At 38.8% G+C, this 19045-nt stretch carries 18 protein-coding genes, 9 tRNA genes and 2 rRNA genes; 24 read left to right on the top strand and 5 right to left on the bottom strand.

Translation table 11 applies throughout. The features are described 5' to 3' along the window. From LQ203_RS21750 to rocF, 12 genes are all read left to right on the top strand, one after another. Positions 1–127 (top strand): 23S ribosomal RNA (locus LQ203_RS21750); the annotation flags it as partial. Positions 128–201: 74 nt separating this feature from the next. Continuing rightward, positions 202–317: ribosomal RNA gene (gene rrf, locus LQ203_RS21745) — 5S ribosomal RNA — on the top strand. Between the two features lie 45 nt (positions 318–362). Next, positions 363–437: transfer RNA gene (locus LQ203_RS21740), tRNA-Asn, on the top strand. Positions 438–440: 3 nt separating this feature from the next. Continuing rightward, a tRNA-Thr gene (locus LQ203_RS21735) sits at positions 441–513 on the top strand. A gap of 29 nt (positions 514–542) precedes the next feature. After that, positions 543–617 (top strand) — tRNA-Glu (locus tag LQ203_RS21730). Positions 618–635: 18 nt separating this feature from the next. After that, positions 636–711, top strand: a tRNA-Val gene (locus LQ203_RS21725). Positions 712–726: 15 nt separating this feature from the next. Continuing rightward, positions 727–802 (top strand) — tRNA-Thr (locus tag LQ203_RS21720). A gap of 18 nt (positions 803–820) precedes the next feature. Beyond that, a tRNA-Tyr gene (locus tag LQ203_RS21715) sits at positions 821–904 on the top strand. A 104-nt stretch (positions 905–1008) separates the two neighbouring features. Then, positions 1009–1083 (top strand) — tRNA-Gln (locus LQ203_RS21710). Positions 1084–1086: 3 nt separating this feature from the next. Continuing rightward, a tRNA-Gly gene (locus LQ203_RS21705) sits at positions 1087–1158 on the top strand. 21 nt (positions 1159–1179) lie between these two features. Next, a tRNA-Ala gene (locus tag LQ203_RS21700) sits at positions 1180–1255 on the top strand. Positions 1256–1473: 218 nt separating this feature from the next. Then, on the top strand, positions 1474–2376 hold the full coding sequence (gene rocF / locus LQ203_RS21695) for an arginase (protein WP_230161276.1): 903 nt from the start codon (positions 1474–1476) through the stop codon (positions 2374–2376). A 138-nt stretch (positions 2377–2514) separates the two neighbouring features. Here rocF and LQ203_RS21690 read toward each other — a convergent pair whose 3' ends face one another. After that, complete coding sequence (locus LQ203_RS21690; protein WP_230161274.1) at positions 2515–2700, bottom strand: aspartyl-phosphate phosphatase Spo0E family protein; 186 nt, start codon at positions 2698–2700, stop codon at positions 2515–2517. 171 nt (positions 2701–2871) lie between these two features. Between LQ203_RS21690 and sigW the strand changes: the two genes are divergently transcribed. The 12 genes from sigW (at position 2872) to LQ203_RS21635 (ending at position 13660) form a co-directional block, all read left to right on the top strand. Next, positions 2872–3435 (top strand): RNA polymerase sigma factor SigW, encoded by a 564-nt coding sequence (sigW, locus tag LQ203_RS21685; RefSeq protein ID WP_230161272.1) that lies wholly within the window; start codon positions 2872–2874, stop codon positions 3433–3435. A gap of 16 nt (positions 3436–3451) precedes the next feature. After that, a complete protein-coding gene (locus LQ203_RS21680; RefSeq protein ID WP_230161270.1) occupies positions 3452–4075 on the top strand; it encodes an anti-sigma factor in 624 nt (207 codons plus the stop codon). 219 nt (positions 4076–4294) lie between these two features. Continuing rightward, the gene (gene cdaA, locus LQ203_RS21675; protein WP_230161268.1) at positions 4295–5119 is read left to right on the top strand and encodes a diadenylate cyclase CdaA; all 825 of its coding nucleotides are present in this window, start codon (positions 4295–4297) and stop codon (positions 5117–5119) included. Further along, positions 5112–6467: a CdaR family protein gene (locus tag LQ203_RS21670; protein ID WP_230161266.1), complete on the top strand. Its 1356-nt coding sequence runs from the start codon at positions 5112–5114 to the stop codon at positions 6465–6467. Before cdaA ends, LQ203_RS21670 begins: the two co-directional genes overlap by 8 nt. A 53-nt stretch (positions 6468–6520) precedes the next feature. Next, positions 6521–7870 (top strand): phosphoglucosamine mutase, encoded by a 1350-nt coding sequence (gene glmM, locus LQ203_RS21665; RefSeq protein WP_230161264.1) that lies wholly within the window; start codon positions 6521–6523, stop codon positions 7868–7870. A 463-nt stretch (positions 7871–8333) separates the two neighbouring features. Continuing rightward, complete coding sequence (gene glmS, locus LQ203_RS21660; RefSeq protein ID WP_230161262.1) at positions 8334–10136, top strand: glutamine--fructose-6-phosphate transaminase (isomerizing); 1803 nt, start codon at positions 8334–8336, stop codon at positions 10134–10136. 132 nt (positions 10137–10268) lie between these two features. Then, positions 10269–10391 (top strand): hypothetical protein, encoded by a 123-nt coding sequence (locus LQ203_RS27575; RefSeq protein WP_290370629.1) that lies wholly within the window; start codon positions 10269–10271, stop codon positions 10389–10391. Beyond that, entirely contained in the window at positions 10370–10516 is a 147-nt protein-coding gene (locus LQ203_RS21655; protein ID WP_230161260.1) for a hypothetical protein, read from the top strand. Before LQ203_RS27575 ends, LQ203_RS21655 begins: the two co-directional genes overlap by 22 nt. 24 nt (positions 10517–10540) lie before the next feature. Continuing rightward, the gene (locus LQ203_RS21650) at positions 10541–10912 is read left to right on the top strand and encodes an iron chaperone (protein WP_230161258.1); all 372 of its coding nucleotides are present in this window, start codon (positions 10541–10543) and stop codon (positions 10910–10912) included. Positions 10913–11648: 736 nt separating this feature from the next. After that, entirely contained in the window at positions 11649–12206 is a 558-nt protein-coding gene (locus LQ203_RS21645; RefSeq protein WP_230161256.1) for a hypothetical protein, read from the top strand. A 71-nt stretch (positions 12207–12277) separates the two neighbouring features. Beyond that, complete coding sequence (locus tag LQ203_RS21640) at positions 12278–13156, top strand: type II CAAX endopeptidase family protein (protein ID WP_230161254.1); 879 nt, start codon at positions 12278–12280, stop codon at positions 13154–13156. Positions 13157–13267: 111 nt separating this feature from the next. Then, positions 13268–13660 carry a hypothetical protein gene (locus tag LQ203_RS21635; protein ID WP_230161253.1) on the top strand — a complete coding sequence of 131 codons (393 nt, stop codon included), beginning with the start codon at positions 13268–13270 and terminating at the stop codon, positions 13658–13660. Between the two features lie 181 nt (positions 13661–13841). Here the strand turns inward: LQ203_RS21635 and LQ203_RS21630 are convergent, their stop codons facing one another. The 4 genes from LQ203_RS21630 to LQ203_RS21615 form a co-directional block, all read right to left on the bottom strand. Next, positions 13842–14552: a diphthine--ammonia ligase gene (locus LQ203_RS21630; RefSeq protein WP_230161251.1), complete on the bottom strand. Its 711-nt coding sequence runs from the start codon at positions 14550–14552 to the stop codon at positions 13842–13844. 897 nt (positions 14553–15449) lie between these two features. After that, positions 15450–16472 (bottom strand): HAMP domain-containing sensor histidine kinase, encoded by a 1023-nt coding sequence (locus tag LQ203_RS21625; protein WP_230161249.1) that lies wholly within the window; start codon positions 16470–16472, stop codon positions 15450–15452. Continuing rightward, positions 16469–17143, bottom strand: coding sequence for a response regulator transcription factor (locus tag LQ203_RS21620; RefSeq protein ID WP_230161247.1), 675 nt, complete (start codon positions 17141–17143; stop codon positions 16469–16471). The genes LQ203_RS21625 and LQ203_RS21620 overlap by 4 nt, the downstream gene beginning before the upstream one ends. Before the next feature lie 21 nt (positions 17144–17164). After that, positions 17165–18910, bottom strand: a complete 1746-nt coding sequence (locus LQ203_RS21615; protein ID WP_230161245.1) for an ABC transporter ATP-binding protein — start codon at positions 18908–18910, stop codon at positions 17165–17167. Positions 18911–19045: the final 135 nt, after the last annotated feature.

The raw sequence follows: 19045 nt of genomic DNA, 5'->3' as shown, positions 1-19045 counted from the left end.
TCAAGATGAGATTTCCCATGGCGCAAGCTAGTAAGATCCCTGAAAGATGATCAGGTTGATAGGTCAGAGGTGGAAGCGTGGCGACATGTGGAGCTGACTGATACTAATAGATCGAGGACTTAACCAACGCTTTTTGAAAAATGAAATACCTTCTTATTATCTAGTTTTGAAGGAATGAAAATTCTTCAAAAATGAATATAGTCTGGCAATGATGGCGAAGAGGTCACACCCGTTCCCATTCCGAACACGGAAGTTAAGTTCTTCAGCGCCGATGGTAGTTGGGGGTTTCCCCCTGTGAGAGTAGGACGTTGCCAGGCTATTCATTTAAATCTTTAAATGGGTTTAAGGAAACATAATATTATTCCGCAGTAGCTCAGTGGTAGAGCATTCGGCTGTTAACCGAACGGTCGTAGGTTCGAGTCCTACCTGCGGAGCCATATGCTTCCATAGCTCAGTAGGTAGAGCACTTCCATGGTAAGGAAGAGGTCAGCGGTTCGAATCCGCTTGGGAGCTTCCCAATCTATCTATGAACACAAAAGTCCGGCCCGTTGGTCAAGCGGTTAAGACACCGCCCTTTCACGGCGGTAACACGGGTTCGAATCCCGTACGGGTCACCATTTTCAACTCATTAATATGGAGGATTAGCTCAGCTGGGAGAGCATCTGCCTTACAAGCAGAGGGTCGGCGGTTCGATCCCGTCATCCTCCACCATTATATTCATTATTTGCCGGTGTAGCTCAACTGGTAGAGCAACTGACTTGTAATCAGTAGGTTGGGGGTTCAAGTCCTCTTGCCGGCACCATTTACAACCATATATTGCGGAGGGGTAGCGAAGTGGCTAAACGCGGCGGACTGTAAATCCGCTCCTTTGGGTTCGGCAGTTCGAATCTGCCCCCCTCCACCATTTTAATGAAAATCCTGTGGATCAGTTATATATTCTCTATATTAGGGAAATATATGATTACCACTTTTTATTTTGTTGAATATTAATGATACATATCATATTATTGGGCTATAGCCAAGCGGTAAGGCAACGGATTTTGATTCCGTCATGCGAAGGTTCGATCCCTTCTAGCCCAGCCATTTGCGGAAGTAGTTCAGTGGTAGAATACAACCTTGCCAAGGTTGGGGTCGCGGGTTCGAATCCCGTCTTCCGCTTATTATAGTTTACATTCCTTAGGGGCCTTAGCTCAGCTGGGAGAGCGCCTGCCTTGCACGCAGGAGGTCAGCGGTTCGATCCCGCTAGGCTCCACCATCAACTACATACACCAAAACTTACGTCTTAAGCCAAAATGGTTTAAGACTTTTTTTTTATTTAATTTCAGGAGTGACCATTCACGATAGATAATAAGCCTTTTAAAAAAATCCGATAAAACATTAAGATATGAGAAAAGTGACTGCATCTTTATTCATGGAAATGTCCAGTTGAACCACCTTGATATACGATATAAAATAGTGGAAAGGGGGAGTTGTATGTCTATTCAGAAAATTTCTGTCATAGGGTTGCCTATGGACCTTGGTCAAGCAAGGCGTGGGGTGGATATGGGGCCTAGTGCCATTCGTTACGCAGGGGTTATCGAGCGTCTTCAGCAATTAAATATAGAAGTAGAAGATCTAGGCGATATTGTTGTAGGACGTCCTGGAAATGCAAATAAACCTGGAACAAATTTAAAAAACTTATCTCTTGTTGCAAAGGGTAACACTCAGTTAGCTGCAAGAGTAGATGAAATAATAGAAGGCGGTTCTTTTCCTCTTGTACTAGGGGGAGACCATTCAATAGCTATAGGAACATTAGCCGGCGTCGCAAAACACTATGATAATATAGGTGTGATTTGGTACGACGCACACGGTGATTTAAATACGGAAGAAACTTCTCCATCAGGAAATATACATGGAATGCCGCTTGCTGTCAGTATTGGGCTGGGACATCCGGACCTAATTAATATCCATGGTTCCGCTCCAAAAGTGAAACCGGAAAATATCGTAATAATTGGTGCAAGGTCATTGGATGAAGGGGAAAAAGAACTTATACGTGATAAAGGGATTAAAGTATTTACGATGCATGAAATCGACCGCATGGGTATGACAAGGGTCATGGAAGAATGTATAGGTTATTTAAGAGAAAGAACGGACGGTGTCCACCTTTCATTGGATCTGGATGGGGTAGATCCGTCAGATGCACCTGGAGTAGGAACACCGGTGAATGGTGGTATAAGTTATCGGGAAAGCCATTTGGCCATGGAAATGCTTGCGGAATCCAACTTGATTACGTCAGCTGAATTCGTTGAAGTGAATCCCATTTTAGATGAGCGAAATAAAACGGCGATCGTTGCCGTGGCACTCATGGGATCGCTATTTGGAGAAAAGTTATTATAACTGTTAAAATAAAAGAAACAGTAACCGGCTTGTAATGGGTTACTGTTTTTTATATGCTAGAAGACGTAGGTTTATTGTCCAGGGTGTAAGTATCATAAGCATAACTGTATATAGATGGTTGCAATTGCATAACCATATTCACTTAAGAGCACGTCGGTCCGTGAGACTTTCACTTCTTGTCAAATGTAGGTATTGATTGATTAAGATATCCAGCTTGCTGCTTACTTCAACAACTTCAGTATCAACCATCGAAGAACGGGAGGCCAATATCATCATTTTCTGTCTGTATTGCTCAATATGGTCTAAAATTTGTTCTGCTTTCATATAGAGATTCACTCCCTCATATTTACAATTTCTTACTATATAACCCTGTTTTTTTTTTCTTAAACATAAAATGTAAAACTTTGTTAAAATTAATGTATTAAATTTTTGAAACCTTTCAGCTTGCGATTCGTAATAATCGTATAGCCGCATGAGCGGGGGTAATACCGGAAAATGGATGCACTCATTAAAGAGAGAATTAATCAAGTATTAAAGGGAGACCATAATGCATTTGGGGAAATTGTCGAAATTTACAAGGACAAAGTTTTCCAGATATGTTTCAGGATGCTCGGAAACAGGCAAGAAGCAGAAGATTTGGCACAGGAGGCCTTTGTAAGAGCCTTCGTGAATATCCGCAGTTTCAATATACAAATGAAATTTTCCACATGGTTATATCGGATTGCCACTAACCTTTGTATTGACCGTCTTCGCAAGAAAAAACCAGATTACTACCTAGATGCAGATGTTGCTGGAACAGACGGATTGAATATGTATTCCCAAATTGCATCGGATATGGCGAAGCCCGAGGAAGAGGTTGAATCTTTAGAATTACAGGAAACCATTCAGGCGGAGATAATGAAATTGCCCGAGAAATACCGATCGGTAATCGTATTGAAGTATATTGAAGAGTTATCTTTAAAGGAAATCAGCGAAATACTCGATTTGCCAGTCGGTACGGTTAAGACGAGAATACATCGTGGTCGGGAAGCCTTGCGTAAACAACTACGCCATTTATAAAAAGAAGGTGAGAAAAATGAACTGCCATGAGGAAATCATTGAATATATGCATGATTATTTAGATGAGGACATCAAACCGGAGCATAAAGAAGTTTTACGGGAGCACTTGCATACGTGTGCTGAATGCCGGAATTACTTTCATGAAATGAAAAAGGCGGTCGCTCTTGTACAGAGTACTTCCCATATTAAGGCGCCGGATGACTTTACAGCAAAGGTAATGGCTCAATTGCCAAAGGAAACGAAAACAACGGGCGCCAAACGTTGGTTTAAAAGCCATCCCTTCATGACAGCGGCAGCCATGTTCATTATATTGATGACAGGTTCTGTTTTTTCCACTTATAATCAGGACGAACATTTTTCAGTTTCCAAACAGCCCAATTTAGTAGTAGAAGGTGAAACGGTTATTGTGCCTGCAGGTGAGAAAATCGAGGGAAATGTGGTAGTTCAAAATGGTAACATTCAAATAGATGGTGAAGTAGAGGGAGATGTGACAGTCATAAATGGACATAAATATATGTCCAAGGCAGGGAATGTGACAGGAAGCATCCGTGTCATTGACCAAGCTTTTGAGTGGGTGTGGTATAAAGTAAAGGATACTGCAACGTCGTTGGTTCCTTCTAAAGAGGAAGAAAAGGAATAGGAGTGTAGAAGCTGAGAAGAGGACATCGTTTTTCATATACGGTGACTTCGCTCAGCTTTATTTTTTAATGAAAAGGGATTCATTTTCCATTATTCGTTCTTAACATGCAAATTTCTCACACTAGTTTTAGATGTATCATTTAAAAAATGGTATACTATTAAAGTTATTACATAACGATTGTAATTGTTATTTGGAGTAATACTGACTGGAGGAAACAACATGTCTTTATCCAATTTGAATGTTTGGGACTATGTAATAAATTTCATTGATATTCTCCTTGTTTGGTTTGTGATATATAAATTGTTAACTATTATTCGAGGCACGAAGGCTATTCAGCTGCTAAAAGGAATTTTTGTAATTGTAATTGTAAAAAGCTTAAGCAACCTGTTTGGTTTCAATACACTTGGATGGTTAATGGCACAAGTCATGAATTGGGGAGTACTGGCAATTCTTGTAATTTTTCAACCTGAACTGAGAAGGGCACTAGAACAATTAGGACGCGGGAAGCTCTTTGCAAGGGGCACCGTTCCAGAAGAGAATCAGCAAGAACGCTTAGTTGAAGAAATCCTGAAGGCGTCCACGTATATGGCGAAAAGGCGGATCGGAGCCTTGATTACGATAGAAAAAGGAACAGAGCTGGGGGATTATGTGGAAACGGGGATTCCTCTAAAGTCCTATATTTCTTCAGAACTGCTCATCAATATCTTTATACCTAATACGCCACTCCATGATGGCGCGGTTATTTTGCAGAATAACCAGGTGGCAGCTGCAGCTTGCTACTTACCATTATCGGAAAGTCCATTCATATCAAAAGAACTTGGTACCCGGCATAGGGCTGCCATTGGCATGAGTGAAGTGACGGATAGTCTTACGATTGTTGTTTCAGAAGAAACGGGAGGGATATCCGTTACTAAAAACGGGGAACTCTACCGGGATTTGAACCAAGAATCTTTCAGGGCCATGCTTACAAGTGAGCTGGTAGTGGAAAACATCAAATCAACTTCCTCAGGCATCTGGAATTGGAGGGGGAAAAAGAATGGATAAATTCACTAATAGTGCTTGGTTTATGAGAATCGTAGCCTTTGCCTTGGCAGCACTTTTGTTCATTTCCATTAACTTTGAGATGGAGTCGGATAAAAAATCCCTTGGTTTATCGACAGCCCCTGAAATCAGTACGGAGACCATAGAAAATGTACCTGTTGAAGTGTACTATGACCGTGAAAATCTGGTGGTGAGCGGTGTGCCGGAAACGGTGGATGTTACTCTAAAGGGAGCAAAAAGTCTATTGATAAATGCAAAAAACCAAAGGGATTTCAAAGTTTATGTAGACCTATCGGATCCTGAAATCTCAATGGGGGATAGAACTGTCACATTTAAAATAAGTCAGTTGAATGAAAAGTTAGTGGCGACAATCGATCCGGAATATGCAGAAGTCAATGTTCAGGAACGAGTGACGAAGGAGTTCTCCGTTGAAGCAGAGTATAATCACTCATTACTTGAAGAGGGATATACCGCTGGACAGCCAACCGTGAGCCCTCAAACTGTTAAAATAACAGGCGCCAAAGACGCGATTGAACAAATTTCCTATGTAAAGGCAAACCTTGAAATAAGTAAGGGACTTGATGAAACGGTGAATGGGAAGGCAACCGTTAAAGCTCTTGACCGGGACTTGAATAAGTTGGATGTGACGATCGAGCCTGCTTCGGTAGCCGTTTCTTTAAAAGTGAGCATACCTTCAAAGACGGTTTCCATAGCACCAAAGCAAACCGGGAAGGCAAAGGATGGCATTAGGATCAAGAGTTTAAGTGTCGATCCTAAAGAGGTCACCTTATTTGGGTCAGAAACGAGCCTGGAAAATATAAGTGAAATAGATTTACCTGTAAATATCTCCAAAATTGATGGTGATACGGAATTGGAACTCGATCTTACTAAACCGGATAGTGTACAAAAAATGTCCTTGGGTAAGGCAAAGGTCAAAATTCGTACGGAAAAAGTGGACGTAGATGAAGAGAATGCAGAACCAGTCGAAGAAGAGAAAGAACAAGTAAAAGAACAAGATGAACAAGAAGAACAAGAAAAAGTAGTCGAAAAAGATGAACCCGCTGCCATTGAGTCTAAGACATTCAATAATATGAATATAGAGCCTGTGGGCATACAAGCAGACCAAGATGCCGAATTGGAAACCGATGTAACAAGCATTACTTTGCTTGGTGAGGCGGATGATTTGAAGAAAATAACTAAAGACGACATTAATCTTACAGTAGATGTGAGTAATTTAGATGAAGGTACACATGATGTAGAACTGGTGGTAAAAGCGCCTGCGGGAGTGAATTGGGAACTGGATTCTAAAACGATTAAGGTCTCCATTACTCAAAAAGACGAAGCGACATGACCTTCCTTTAACATCATTTAATTCAGTAACGATTAGAAGAAGGAGCGATAAAGATGGGCAAATATTTTGGAACAGACGGAGTAAGGGGTATTGCGAATAGCGAATTAACACCGGAGTTGGCATTTAAACTAGGCCGTTTTGGTGGTTACGTTCTTACTAAAGATACAGAAAAACCCAAAGTGCTGATAGGGCGCGATACACGTATTTCAGGTGAAATGCTGGAAGGTGCACTTGTAGCTGGTCTATTATCCATTGGGGCTGAAGTTATGCGCCTTGGTGTCATTTCGACACCAGGAGTTGCCTATTTAACAAAGGCCCTTAGTGCTGAAGCGGGTGTCATGATTTCCGCTTCGCATAATCCGGTAGCGGATAATGGCATTAAATTCTTCGGCCCAGATGGATTTAAGCTCTCCGATGATCAAGAAGCGGAAATTGAAACACTGTTAGATTTGGAAAAGGATGAACTTCCACGTCCCGTTGGCGGAGATTTAGGTCATTTGAACGACTATTTCGAAGGTGGTCAAAAGTACCTCCAGTACTTGAAGCAATCAGTGGATGAAGAATTTACAGGCATCCATGTTGCGCTTGATTGTGCACATGGAGCAACATCATCTTTAGCCATGCATTTATTTGCTGATCTGGATGCAGACATCTCTACAATGGGGGCATCGCCAAATGGATTGAACATTAATGATAAGGTAGGTTCCACTCATCCTGAGGCACTGGCTGAATTCTTAAAAGAAAAAGGTGCGGATGTCGGACTTGCTTTCGATGGCGACGGGGACCGCGTCATTGCCATAGATGAAAAGGGAAATATTGTGGACGGCGACCAAATCATGTATATCTGTGCGAAATACTTGAAAGAAAATAATCGTCTGAAACAGGGAACAGTGGTTTCCACAATCATGAGTAACCTAGGTTTTTATAAAGGTCTTGAAGAGCATGGCATACAAAGCGCCCAAACGGCAGTGGGGGATCGCTATGTGGTAGAAGAGATGCGAAAAGGCGGCTATAACCTTGGCGGCGAGCAATCCGGACATATTATCTTCCTGGACTATAACACGACAGGAGATGGCTTATTGACGGGTTTACAGCTTGTAAACATCATGAGTGATACACAAAAGACCTTATCGGAGCTCGCTGGTGAGATGAAGAAATATCCACAAACACTTATCAATGTCAGAGTAACCGATAAACATGCTGTAACTGATAATGAAAAGGTACAGGAAGTCATTAGGGAAGTAGAAGGGGAAATGGCCGGAAACGGTCGTATCTTGGTGAGACCATCCGGTACTGAACCGCTAGTCCGTGTTATGGCTGAAGCACCGACTACTGAAGAATGCACAAATTATGTTGATCGCATCGTCTCTGTGGTAAGAGCGGAAATGGGAATAAGCGAATAACCAATCATATGCATAAAAGGAACCAATATTCCTTTTATGCATATTTTTATAAAGAAGTTCTTTTTCCTTGGTCACGGTAATAAAGAATTGACCTATGTCCCTTATTTAAGGTATGATTATCCTGATTTACATCTCATTTTCTATAAAATGGTTGTTTGAAAAGGAGGGTAGGCAAGAAGAAATGTTTTACAAAAGCGCCTGAACTAAGTCTGGTCGAGAAAGGCTTAGTTGACGAGGAGGAGGTTTATCGAATGTTCGGCGGATACCTCCCGGCTGAAGTGCACAGCCGCAGTAATTCCAATTTTAAAACAGTAGGGCAACTTACTGCACAAAGGATTGGAAATGCACAATGGGAAAAAGTGCTTTAGGGCATTTCCTTTATAAAAATATATATCAGAGATGAGGGGGCAGGGATGCCCCCGTGCATTCCTGTTCCCTCGAATCGGTTGGAGGAGCAGAAATTATGTGTGGAATTGTTGGATATATTGGACTTAATGACGCGAAGGAAATTTTATTAAAAGGTCTTGAAAAACTTGAATATCGCGGTTACGACTCTTCAGGGATTGCCGTAAAAAATGATGCAGGCGTGACAATCTTTAAGGAAAAGGGACGAATTGCGGACTTGCGTGGGGCCGTGGATGAAAATACTATTGCACATACTGGAATAGGACATACACGCTGGGCCACTCATGGTGTGCCAAGCCGTGATAATGCCCATCCTCACCAAAGTAATTCAGGTCGCTTGACTTTAGTTCATAATGGGGTCATTGAAAACTATGCGATTCTAAAACGTGAATATTTGAAGGATGTTGCCTTTAAAAGTGAAACGGATACAGAAGTCATCGTTCAACTCATTGAGAAGTTCGTAAACGGTGGTATGGAAGTGGAAGAGGCATTCCGTCAAACTCTCACTCTTTTAGAAGGCTCATATGCCATTGCCCTTTTGGATGCTGAAAATGATGAAACCATTTTTGTCGCAAAAAATAAAAGCCCGCTGTTAATCGGTGTGGGAAATGACTTTAACGTTGTCGCTTCAGACGCAATGGCCATGTTGCAAGTCACAGATCAGTTCCTTGAACTGATGGATAAAGAAATGGTCATTGTGACAAATGAAAAGGTAACGATCAAGAATCTTTCCAACGAAGAAGTTTTCCGTGCTCCATTCACTGCTGAACTGGATGCAAGTGATATTGAAAAAGGTACGTATCCTCACTATATGCTGAAAGAAGTTGACGAGCAGCCAGCTGTCATTCGTAAAATCATTCAAGCTTACCAGAATGAAGAAGGTAACCTTGCAATCGATTATAGCATTACAGAAGCCGTAAGTGAGGCTGACCGTATTTATATCATCGCTTGCGGAACCAGCTATCATGCAGGGTTGATCGGTAAGCAATTCATCGAAAAAATGACGGAAATTCCGGTTGAAGTCCATGTGGCATCGGAATTCACTTACAATATGCCGATATTATCGAAAAAACCGCTATTCATCTTCATTTCACAAAGTGGGGAAACGGCAGATAGCCGAGCCGTATTAGTGTCGATCAAGGCTCTTGGTCATAAAGCGTTGACCATCACTAACGTACCTGGCTCTACACTTTCACGTGAAGCGGATTATACACTCTTGCTGCATGCAGGACCTGAAATTGCTGTTGCCTCAACAAAAGCTTACACCGCGCAAGTGGCAGTGTTGGCCATATTGGCAAATGTAACTGGCCAATTCCGTAAACTGGAGTTTGATTTCGACCTTGTAAAAGAGCTTGGAATCGTCGCGACTGCAATGGAAGCCCTATGTGATTCGAAAGAAGAGATGGAAGCCATTGCCCAAGAATATTTGTCTGTGACAAGAAACTGTTTCTTCATCGGAAGGTCCCTAGATTACTATGTTGTTCTAGAAGGGGCGCTTAAGCTGAAGGAAATTTCATATATCCAGGCAGAAGGCTTTGCTGGCGGTGAGCTTAAACACGGAACGATTGCCTTGATCGAAGATGGTACACCTGTCATAGCCCTTGCTACACAGGCAGGCGTCAACCTAAGCATCCGTGGTAATGTCAAAGAAGTCGTTGCCCGCGGAGCCAACCCTTGCATCATTTCCATGAAGGGGCTTGAAGAAGAAGATGATCGTTTTATCATCCCGGAAGTGAATGAACTATTAACACCCCTTATCTCTGTTATCCCGATGCAGCTCATTGCATATTACGCTGCCTTACACCGCGAATGTGACGTGGATAAACCACGTAACCTTGCGAAAAGCGTAACGGTTGAGTAAGCTGGAATGAATGCAACGTATGTTTTGTAGATTTGAAGTAAAGTTTGACCGTTTTGAAAAAAGATTAACTGTTTTAAAAAAGTTGCACCGTATCACCCCGTTAGATATGATTATCTAGCGGGGTGTTTTTTTATGTCAAAAGAACGAGAGCATCTAACCGATTGTGCATATAGAAAAGTTAAACCTAAAAAAGAGTCTGCGGACTTTGTCGAAATTGAAGAAGTAATAAAACTATGGCTGAACAAAGGGCGCTGACTTACAAACGATTGATTTCTTATGGTGGATTGATGAAAGAAATCCATAAGGCATTAAATTTAGATGATGTGGAAAATGGCGGTTTAATACATATTGACGATACGGATGAGGGAATTCAAAAATAATTTTTAATTTAAGGAGAGAATGACATGGAAGTTTTTGCAGAATTTTTAGCGAAGATTGATAACCCGCAACATCGGGACCGAACGGAAGAAGTTTTGGCTTGGGTAACTAAGAAATTTCCAAGCTTAATGCCAAAAATTGCTTGGAATCAGCCTATGTTTACCGATCATGGCACATATATTATTGGCTTTAGCGTAGCCAAACATCATTTGGCTGTTGCCCCTGAAATAGCAGGGATTAACCATTTTTCTGATGAAATTGTGCAGGCTGGCTATGATCACACCAAGCAGTTGGTGCGTATCAAGTGGGATCGTCCGGTTGATTACTCATTACTTGAGAGAATGATCGAGTTTAATATTTTTGATAAGGCAGACTGTTCAACTTTTTGGCGGAAATAAAAAAATCGGGTTTATTAAGGGTGAGCTGAACCTCTATTAAAGTGTCCATTATTCAAGGTTCTGTTCATATAAGAAGTGAAACGATGTGGTTCTGAGGTTATAAGATCTCCATATCTGCAGTCTGATCTAGCTCTATAAAATAAGGGGGTGAAACTCTCCCTTATGCGATACATAAATAGTTTAAAGTTCAAAAAAAAAACAAGGAGTTCCAAATTTGGAACTCCTTGTTTTTTTTGTTTTGTTAAAATGGAGATATAAAAATATTACAACCAAACTACTTTAAGATATTAAAGGGGGTTTCTTATGAAAAGGCCATTTGGGCAATCATTGCCTTATTAGTTATATTAGTATGTATTTCACGAGGATATTCTTCAGCTGAAAGTCATTAAAAGGATTTAAAAAAAAGGAAAATTTTCAAAAAAAATATCAGAAATATCTGATTACTATGCAGTTGGCGAAGAAATAAGTTTTGACGATGCTGAATTTATGAAGCTTTATGCGATATATAAGCTCAAACAAAAAAATGTGGTAGAAAAACATTTAAAAGAATACTAAAGAGTAACTGTTCGAAACTATTAAAGGATTTTGATCTAGTAAAAAAAGATATGACGTGAGATTAATTAATTGAAAATTATTTAAAAAATTAATATTATGCCAAAATAATTACTGAATTATACACTTCTTCATAAAAATTAACAGTGGGTATTTAACGAGAAATATTAGATGAGGTGAAGAAATGAAGAAGTTACTATATCTTTTTATATTAATAATTCCTGTATTTTTGTTTGGATTTAATCCGACATTAACCTTTGCAAGTTCTCCAACTAAAGAAGTTGATTTAAAAGAGGAAGGCCAATCAGGTGAGTTTCCTACAGAATATACAAATCTTTCAGGCACTGATGTACTTTTAGGTCAAGAAATACCTATACGTATAGATGAAAAAACAGGAGAAATAACTAATAATAGAATTGGTATATCTCCAGTGTGTGCTACTTGTAATCGATATACTTGGAAAACAGCAACAGATAAACGACAATCAAGAATCTTTCACAAAAAAGTGACTGATACTACAACATGGAGTCTTAACCTTACCTTTAGGGTAGAAATAGGTGGTATAGTAGTTCTGTCTGGTGGTGGAGAAAAGGTACATTCGGCAACGAAAAAATGGGACCAATATAAAGAAACATGGAAATTGACTGGAACACTAAAGACATATAGTCCAACTGGCAATTTGATAAAAACAGAACAAAGAAATACAACCTACATTAAATATAAAAAAGTAGCAACAAAATAAGTTGACAATAGTACAAATGAAACCCTTATTCTAAGGGTTTTTTTAGAACTTTCTTTTACAAAGGGGTAAAAATGGATACTGATATTAAGCAAACTCATCGCTTTATATTATATATAACGATACTAATTATGATTATTTTTCCTTTTACACAACTTATATTACAAGAACTTTCTTTGCAAATAAGCAAACAATTATTTTTCTTTTTAAGTAAACTGGTTATTATCTATGTGCTTATTCTTTTCTTAAAAAAGAAAAAAGTAACCTTATCTAGCATTAGGCTAAAAAAGGTACATATAAAATATATTCTTCTTGGTATTTTAATGGGTATTACCGTTCACATGATAACTATGTTTTTTGGTAGGATTCAATATTATCTACTAACTGGGGAATGGCTTACTGCTGAAAAAATTGTTAGTACACTTATGGAGAGTAATGAAAACATAAGTTTTTACAGCATTATGATGATTGGCTTTTCAGTGGCGATTAGTGAAGAGATTCTTTTTAGGGGTATATTATTAAAACAATATCAGAGAATGAACATAAAGTCGGCCATAATTTTAAGTGCACTTATTTTTAGCATTTATCATATGACGGTGGGAAACTTGGTTTTTGCATTTGTAATGGGTATCTCTTTTGCACTATTAACCATCTATACTGGAAGTATCGTACCGGCTATCTTTTATCATTTTGTAGTGAATGAAATAATGAGGATCATCATGCATTTCCCGGAAAAGGTTACTGAAACTTATTTTAAAGTAATGGTGTCTCCAATTACCACCATAACTGGTTTAATACTTTTTCTATCTATATCAACTTACTTATTTATAAAAGTAAGAAAAAATAATCATTTTCAAAGTGAAAAAGTTAAGTTCTTTGATAGATACATTATTTTGTTATTTTTGATGTATGTTATTTTCCTAATAATATATTTCATTCAGGTATTAAAATGAATGAACAGAAGCAGTGATTATTAATAGCGCTCAAGAAAATGCGGTTTGGGCAAATTTAAATCCGTTATCTGGCAGAACTTGTAGAAAATCTTTAAATATCTAGGGAGCAAAATGAAATATATTATAATTTTTGGACTTGTCATATTTAATGTTTTTGTGTGTATTTTTAAAATAGAGTCAATTATCCCCTATATACTTGTTGCCGGATTAGTAGGGCTTTATAAAGGTACAAAAACCGGTTCTGATTTTAAAAAGATATTTAATATTCATAAAGTCGAATTCTCTTTAAAAGAATCAAAAACTAGAATTGAATTATTAGGTGCCTTTATGCTCTCAGTCAGTACTGATATACTTTCAATTAAATACTACTTTTATGATGGCTTCTTAACTGAAAACTTCATTTATGTAGCATTCCACGTATTATACTCATTATTATTCGGTTTACTTTTGTTTAGGTTTCTATTTCTAAATATGTTTGAAAAAGATGAACCAATGAAAAATTAAGTGTATGCTCAAGTGGAAATGATAAAGCCCAAAACATAACGCTTTTGGGCTTTATCCATGTTGCATAAGTTTTTTGGTGAGGTTGCTTGTATGTAAGTACTGCCCGTGGAGCTTATGAAAGATTGTATTTGGATAATGCGCAGGGTGAAAACTGTTGTCTCTTTATTTGTGATTTTATCCTTTATACAATCTCCCTATCCGCCGTCTCATCTAGCTCCAAAGGTAAAAAGGCATATTCTCCATCCCTCATGATCTCACCTTTACGAACAGGGATCGGTGTATTGAAGAGCGGCCCATCAATTACTGTAGTATGGAATTCTCCGCCTTCTCCGCAAGGATCGATACCCCGCGCTACAAGCTCCTGCACGTATACATGGGTTAGCGTTCGACCTAAATCGTCCTCACGCATTCCAAGTGAAAGATTCACCGTTACAATCATCGTTTTAAATCCTAGATTTATGAACTCTTCTACAGCTTCACGATGATCCATTTCCCATAAAGGCATCCCAAGCTTTAATCCAGCATTCTTTGTAACCTTATCATTCCAACAGCCATGTTCAGGCATATCCAGGTCTCCAGTCACTAACACTTCGGCTCCTTGATGTTTAGCATCTTCTAAAAGGCGCATGAATGCTTTTTCATAATCTGTCCAACTGGCAGCTGCTGTATATACGGGCAAGCCTATGGCTTTAGCTTGGGCATGTATGAGTTCCGGAGGCATTCCATGAGATCTGGATCGTTTCCCTTCTTCCTCCAGCATGACAATCAGTCCCACCGCTTCCCCAACCTTCACTGCTTTATAAAGAGCTAAGACACTATCCTTTCCTCCGCTAAAAGAAGCTATAAATTTATGCCCGCGAGCACCATTCTTCCAATCCATTAATTCTGCCATTCATATCTTTCCCCTTTATTCTAATGACTTTTTTCACGAAGTCTGTTATAAGCTAAGTTTAAATAGCTCTATTTGTTTGATTTTATCACGATTGGACTTACAAATAAGATATTATTGCACCTGATACAAAAAAGTCTTGAAATTCCAATGATGAGAAAATAGAAGTATATCTCAAAGAAACCGCTTCATGTCTTCAGAGAAAAGGTAAGTGATACATTCAAAAACATCCACATGGGCTACACTGTCGTAGCAGGGGTCAAAACCCCTTGGTCTTTCTAAGATTGTGTTTTTGGTTATTGGTAAAATGGAGATATAAAAATATTACAACCCAACTACTTTAAGATATTTATTAAAGGGGGATTCATATGAAAAAGACCATTTGGACAATCATTTGACGATGCTGAATTTGTGAAGCTTTATGCGAAAACACCAAATTTCAGCGTTAGTGAAATTGGTAATGAGGAACCAGCTGTTTACGAGAAAAGCTACCGATTCAAATTTTTTAAAGCTCCATGTGATAAGCAAGATATTTTATGTCCAACTGTTCGTAAATACCTTTATAAGTATTCTTCTTAGTATTTTAATGGGTATTATAGTTCACATGATAACTATGTTTTTTGATAGGATTCAATATTATCTACTAACTGGCGAATGGCTTACTGCTGAAAAAATTGTTGGTACACTTATGGAGAGTAGTAAAAACATAAGTTTTTACAGCATTATCATGATTGGCTTTTCAGTGGCGATTAACCAAAGGGTAGTGTTGTTGTTCATAAAAGCAGCATTATTGAGCAACCTTTTTTATAAAATAGATTGTTAAAAACCTGTTGGATGTCCAACAGGTTTTTTCTAATCATAATCAAACATTACACTATATACAAACGGAGAAAAATTCCTTCATGTAATAGGAAGCAGGATGGTGAAGGTCGTTCCCTTTTCGGGTTCACCTTTCACGGAGATCGTCCCATCATGCATATCGATAATCTTTTTCACGATGGATAGCCCTAAGCCACTCCCACTTTTTGAGCGTTCCCTGGAGAGGTCTGCTTTATAGAATCGTTCGAAGATGTGAAATTGGTCTTTCTCTGAAATGCCAATTCCATTATCGGTTATCGTTATCGATGCTTGATCACCGATCTGTTGTAACCGAATCGTGATATTTCCATGATGATGGGTGAATTTGATGCTATTGTGTATTATATTGGTCCATACTTGGCTCATTAAATCTTTGTCTGCAAAAATTGAGATCTTTTCCAAAGATATATCCATTTCGAGTTCCTTTTCCAACCAAGTCGGTTCACAAGCCAAAATAATAGTTCGTATTTGCTGGTCGAGCCGGAAGCTTGTCCTTTCAAAAGGATGATGCTCGGATTCAAGAGATGTGAGCTTTAGAAGGTTATCACTTAATTTAGATAATCTCCTGCTCTCTGTCTCAATTATATGGAGATAATGATTTCGTTCTTCTATTGTCAGCTTATTCAATTGAAGCGCTTGGGCAAATCCAACAATGGAGGTAAGGGGCGACTGTATTTCATGTGAGACATTGGAGATGAATTCCTGCCGCATTTCTTCCATTTGTTTCAATTGATTAGCCATGTGATTGAAGTGGTTAATGATATCCGTCATTTCGTTTCTTTTATCCATTTTAAAATCCAATTGGACATTATAATCGCCATTGGCAATCTTCCTTAATGCATCAATGATTTCCAAGTAGATGTTGACGCGTTTATTGTGGTTGAAAGCATGGATCAGGTAACCTGTGAGCATCATAATCGCGATGCTGGTCATGATTGTAGTCAGATACTGGACATAATCGGATAGCCTTATAGGCAATAGCTGAATGATATAGTACCCAGCTGAAAAACAAACTGAAATGTATGTCAAAAAGCCAAGTATTCGTTTAAAAAGGGGGGCATTCATTTCGTTAGCTCCAAACGGTAGCCCAATCCCCAAATTGTTCTAATCCGAAAGGGGAATTCTGATTCTGGAAAACGTTCTCTCACTCTTTTAATATGAACATCCACCGTTCGTTCATCCCCTTCATAGTCGTAGCCCCAAATGTCTTCAATAAGATCTTCCCTGGAAAAAGTTTTACCAGGATAGCTTGCTAATTTAAACAACACTTCAAATTCCTTTAGTGGAATTGTATATTCCTGTTCTTTAAATGACATTTCATGATTGTTGCGATTCATCTTTAATTCGCCAATATTTAATGTTTGTGAAATAGTGATTTTATATCGTTTTAATAATGCTTTTATTCTAAGAACCAATTCGATTGGTTCGAATGGTTTTACAAGATAATCATCTGCGCCGAGGCCGAACCCCTTTACTTTCTGTTTTGTTTCTCCTTTTGCAGTAAGCATTAAAATGGGGATATCACTAAATTCCCGTAACTCTTTGCATAATTCCCAGCCATCCATGTTAGGCATCATAATATCAATAACTGCTAAATCGATTTTCGCTTTTTCCATTAATTTCAATGCTTGCAATCCTTCTGAGGCAACATATAGATCAAATCCTTCTTTTCTTAACAAAAGTTGTATAAGTTCACGAATATGGGCATCATCATCGACAATTAATATTTTGGTCATCTTTTCTTTCCTTTCGGTGAATTAAGCTAGTTCAAGTTTGTGCAACTGCTGTTTTGCAAATTCGCGATATAATGAGTGTGTTTCATAAAGCTCTTTATGGGTTCCGCTGCCTGTTATTTTCCCTTTTTCAAGGAAAATGATTTGGTCCGATCCAATAACTGTCGATAGGCGGTGGGCAATTACTATTGTTGTTCTCCCTTTCATTAACTCATTTAACGCCTGTTGAACGACATTTTCCGATTTGCTGTCTAGGCTTGAGGTAGCTTCATCAAGCATTAATATTTTGGGGTTTCGTAGAAATGCACGTGCGATCGCAATTCTTTGTCTTTGGCCGCCCGATAATTTCATGCCCCTTTCACCAACCTCTGTATCATATCCATTGGGAAGCTCGGAAATAAACTGATCCGCATATGCCATTTTAGCGACTTGATTTAATTCCTCATCCGTTATATCATGATCGATTCCATAACATATATTATCTCGAATTGTGCCTGATACAATAGGACTTTCTTGTGAAACATAACCAATCTGGCTTCTCCATGAAAGGAGCGTGAAATCATTTATGGATTTCCCGCCTATGGAAATGGAGCCTTGCTGTGGTTTATAGAACCGCTCAAATAATGAGAAAAGCGTCGTTTTTCCGCTGCCACTTGGTCCGACAATTGCAGTGACCTTACCAGCTTCAACGTTGAAGCTTATATCTTTAAGTATTTGTTCTCCATTATTATAACTATAGTTCAGGTGATCCACGGTGATAGTTTGGCTTATATTTTGAACTTGCTCCAACGCATCTTCTTCCTCTACTGAATCCAAAATCGCAATGATACGTTCTGTAGCACCCGTAGCTTTTTGGAATTGCGTAAAGAAGCTGGCTAATTGAGCCATGGGCATGATAATTTGAAAAAGATACATAATGAATGCAACCAAAGCTCCAGCAGTCAGAGCTCCTGAAGAAACTCGCATTCCTCCATAACCTAAGATCAGTACGAGTAATGCCATCATGACAAAACTCATTAGCGGTGCAATCAAGGCTTGGATTTTTGCTTCTTTTAGTCCAAAATGAAATAATTTATTGATCCCTTTTTTACCATTTTCATATTCTATTGTTTCTGCATTTGATGCTTTAACAAGACGGATTTCCGTCAGCACCTGTTGGAGTACGGAGGTGAAACTTGCTGTCTCATCCTGCATCCCTTTTGATATTTGATGCATTTTTTTACCTAGTGGCATTAATATCAAAACAGAGAGAGGGATCGCAATGAACATCAACAATGTCATTTTCCAATCCAGTACAAATAACACAATCATGGAGCCTACAATGGAAATGATTCCGTTAACGAAATTAGAGAGGTGCTCCGAGATTAAACTTTTCACTACAGTTGTATCATTGGTCATTCGACTGACAGTTTCACCTGATGGATGTTCATCAAAATAATTCACGGGTAATACGAGTAATTTTCTCCATAGTTGATCCCGAATACCCGCTACTACAAATTGACCAATCCGATTTAATAAATAGATGGAAAATCCACTTGCCAATGCTTGAATGATTATGGCAAGGACGAGAAGTGTGATCCGTTCCGTGCTTAGTGAACTAAGGGAAAAATCATTAATTAGATTTTTTGTGAACAGCGGGACCAATAAACCTACACCTGTTGTACTTAAGCTTAATGCTAATGCAATCCCTATCATTAGTTTAGAAGGCTTCGTATGTTTAACCAAGCGGATGAATTGGCGCCATCCTATTTGCTTTTTTTCTTCTGACATATGTTCATACATCCTTTCATGATCTTTATTACAAGAGGAAGTATACAAAGAAGTTATGAATTGAATATGAACTTCTAAGTATCACTTAAATTTAGTTTGAGGAAATTTCCCTATAATGACTGGATCGTCTTTATT

The organism is Peribacillus sp. Bi96 (assembly GCF_918698115.1).
Lineage (GTDB): Bacteria > Bacillota > Bacilli > Bacillales > DSM-1321 > Peribacillus.
The sequence above is the reverse complement of the archived record's forward strand: the minus strand, read 5'-3'. Positions and strand labels throughout refer to the sequence as shown.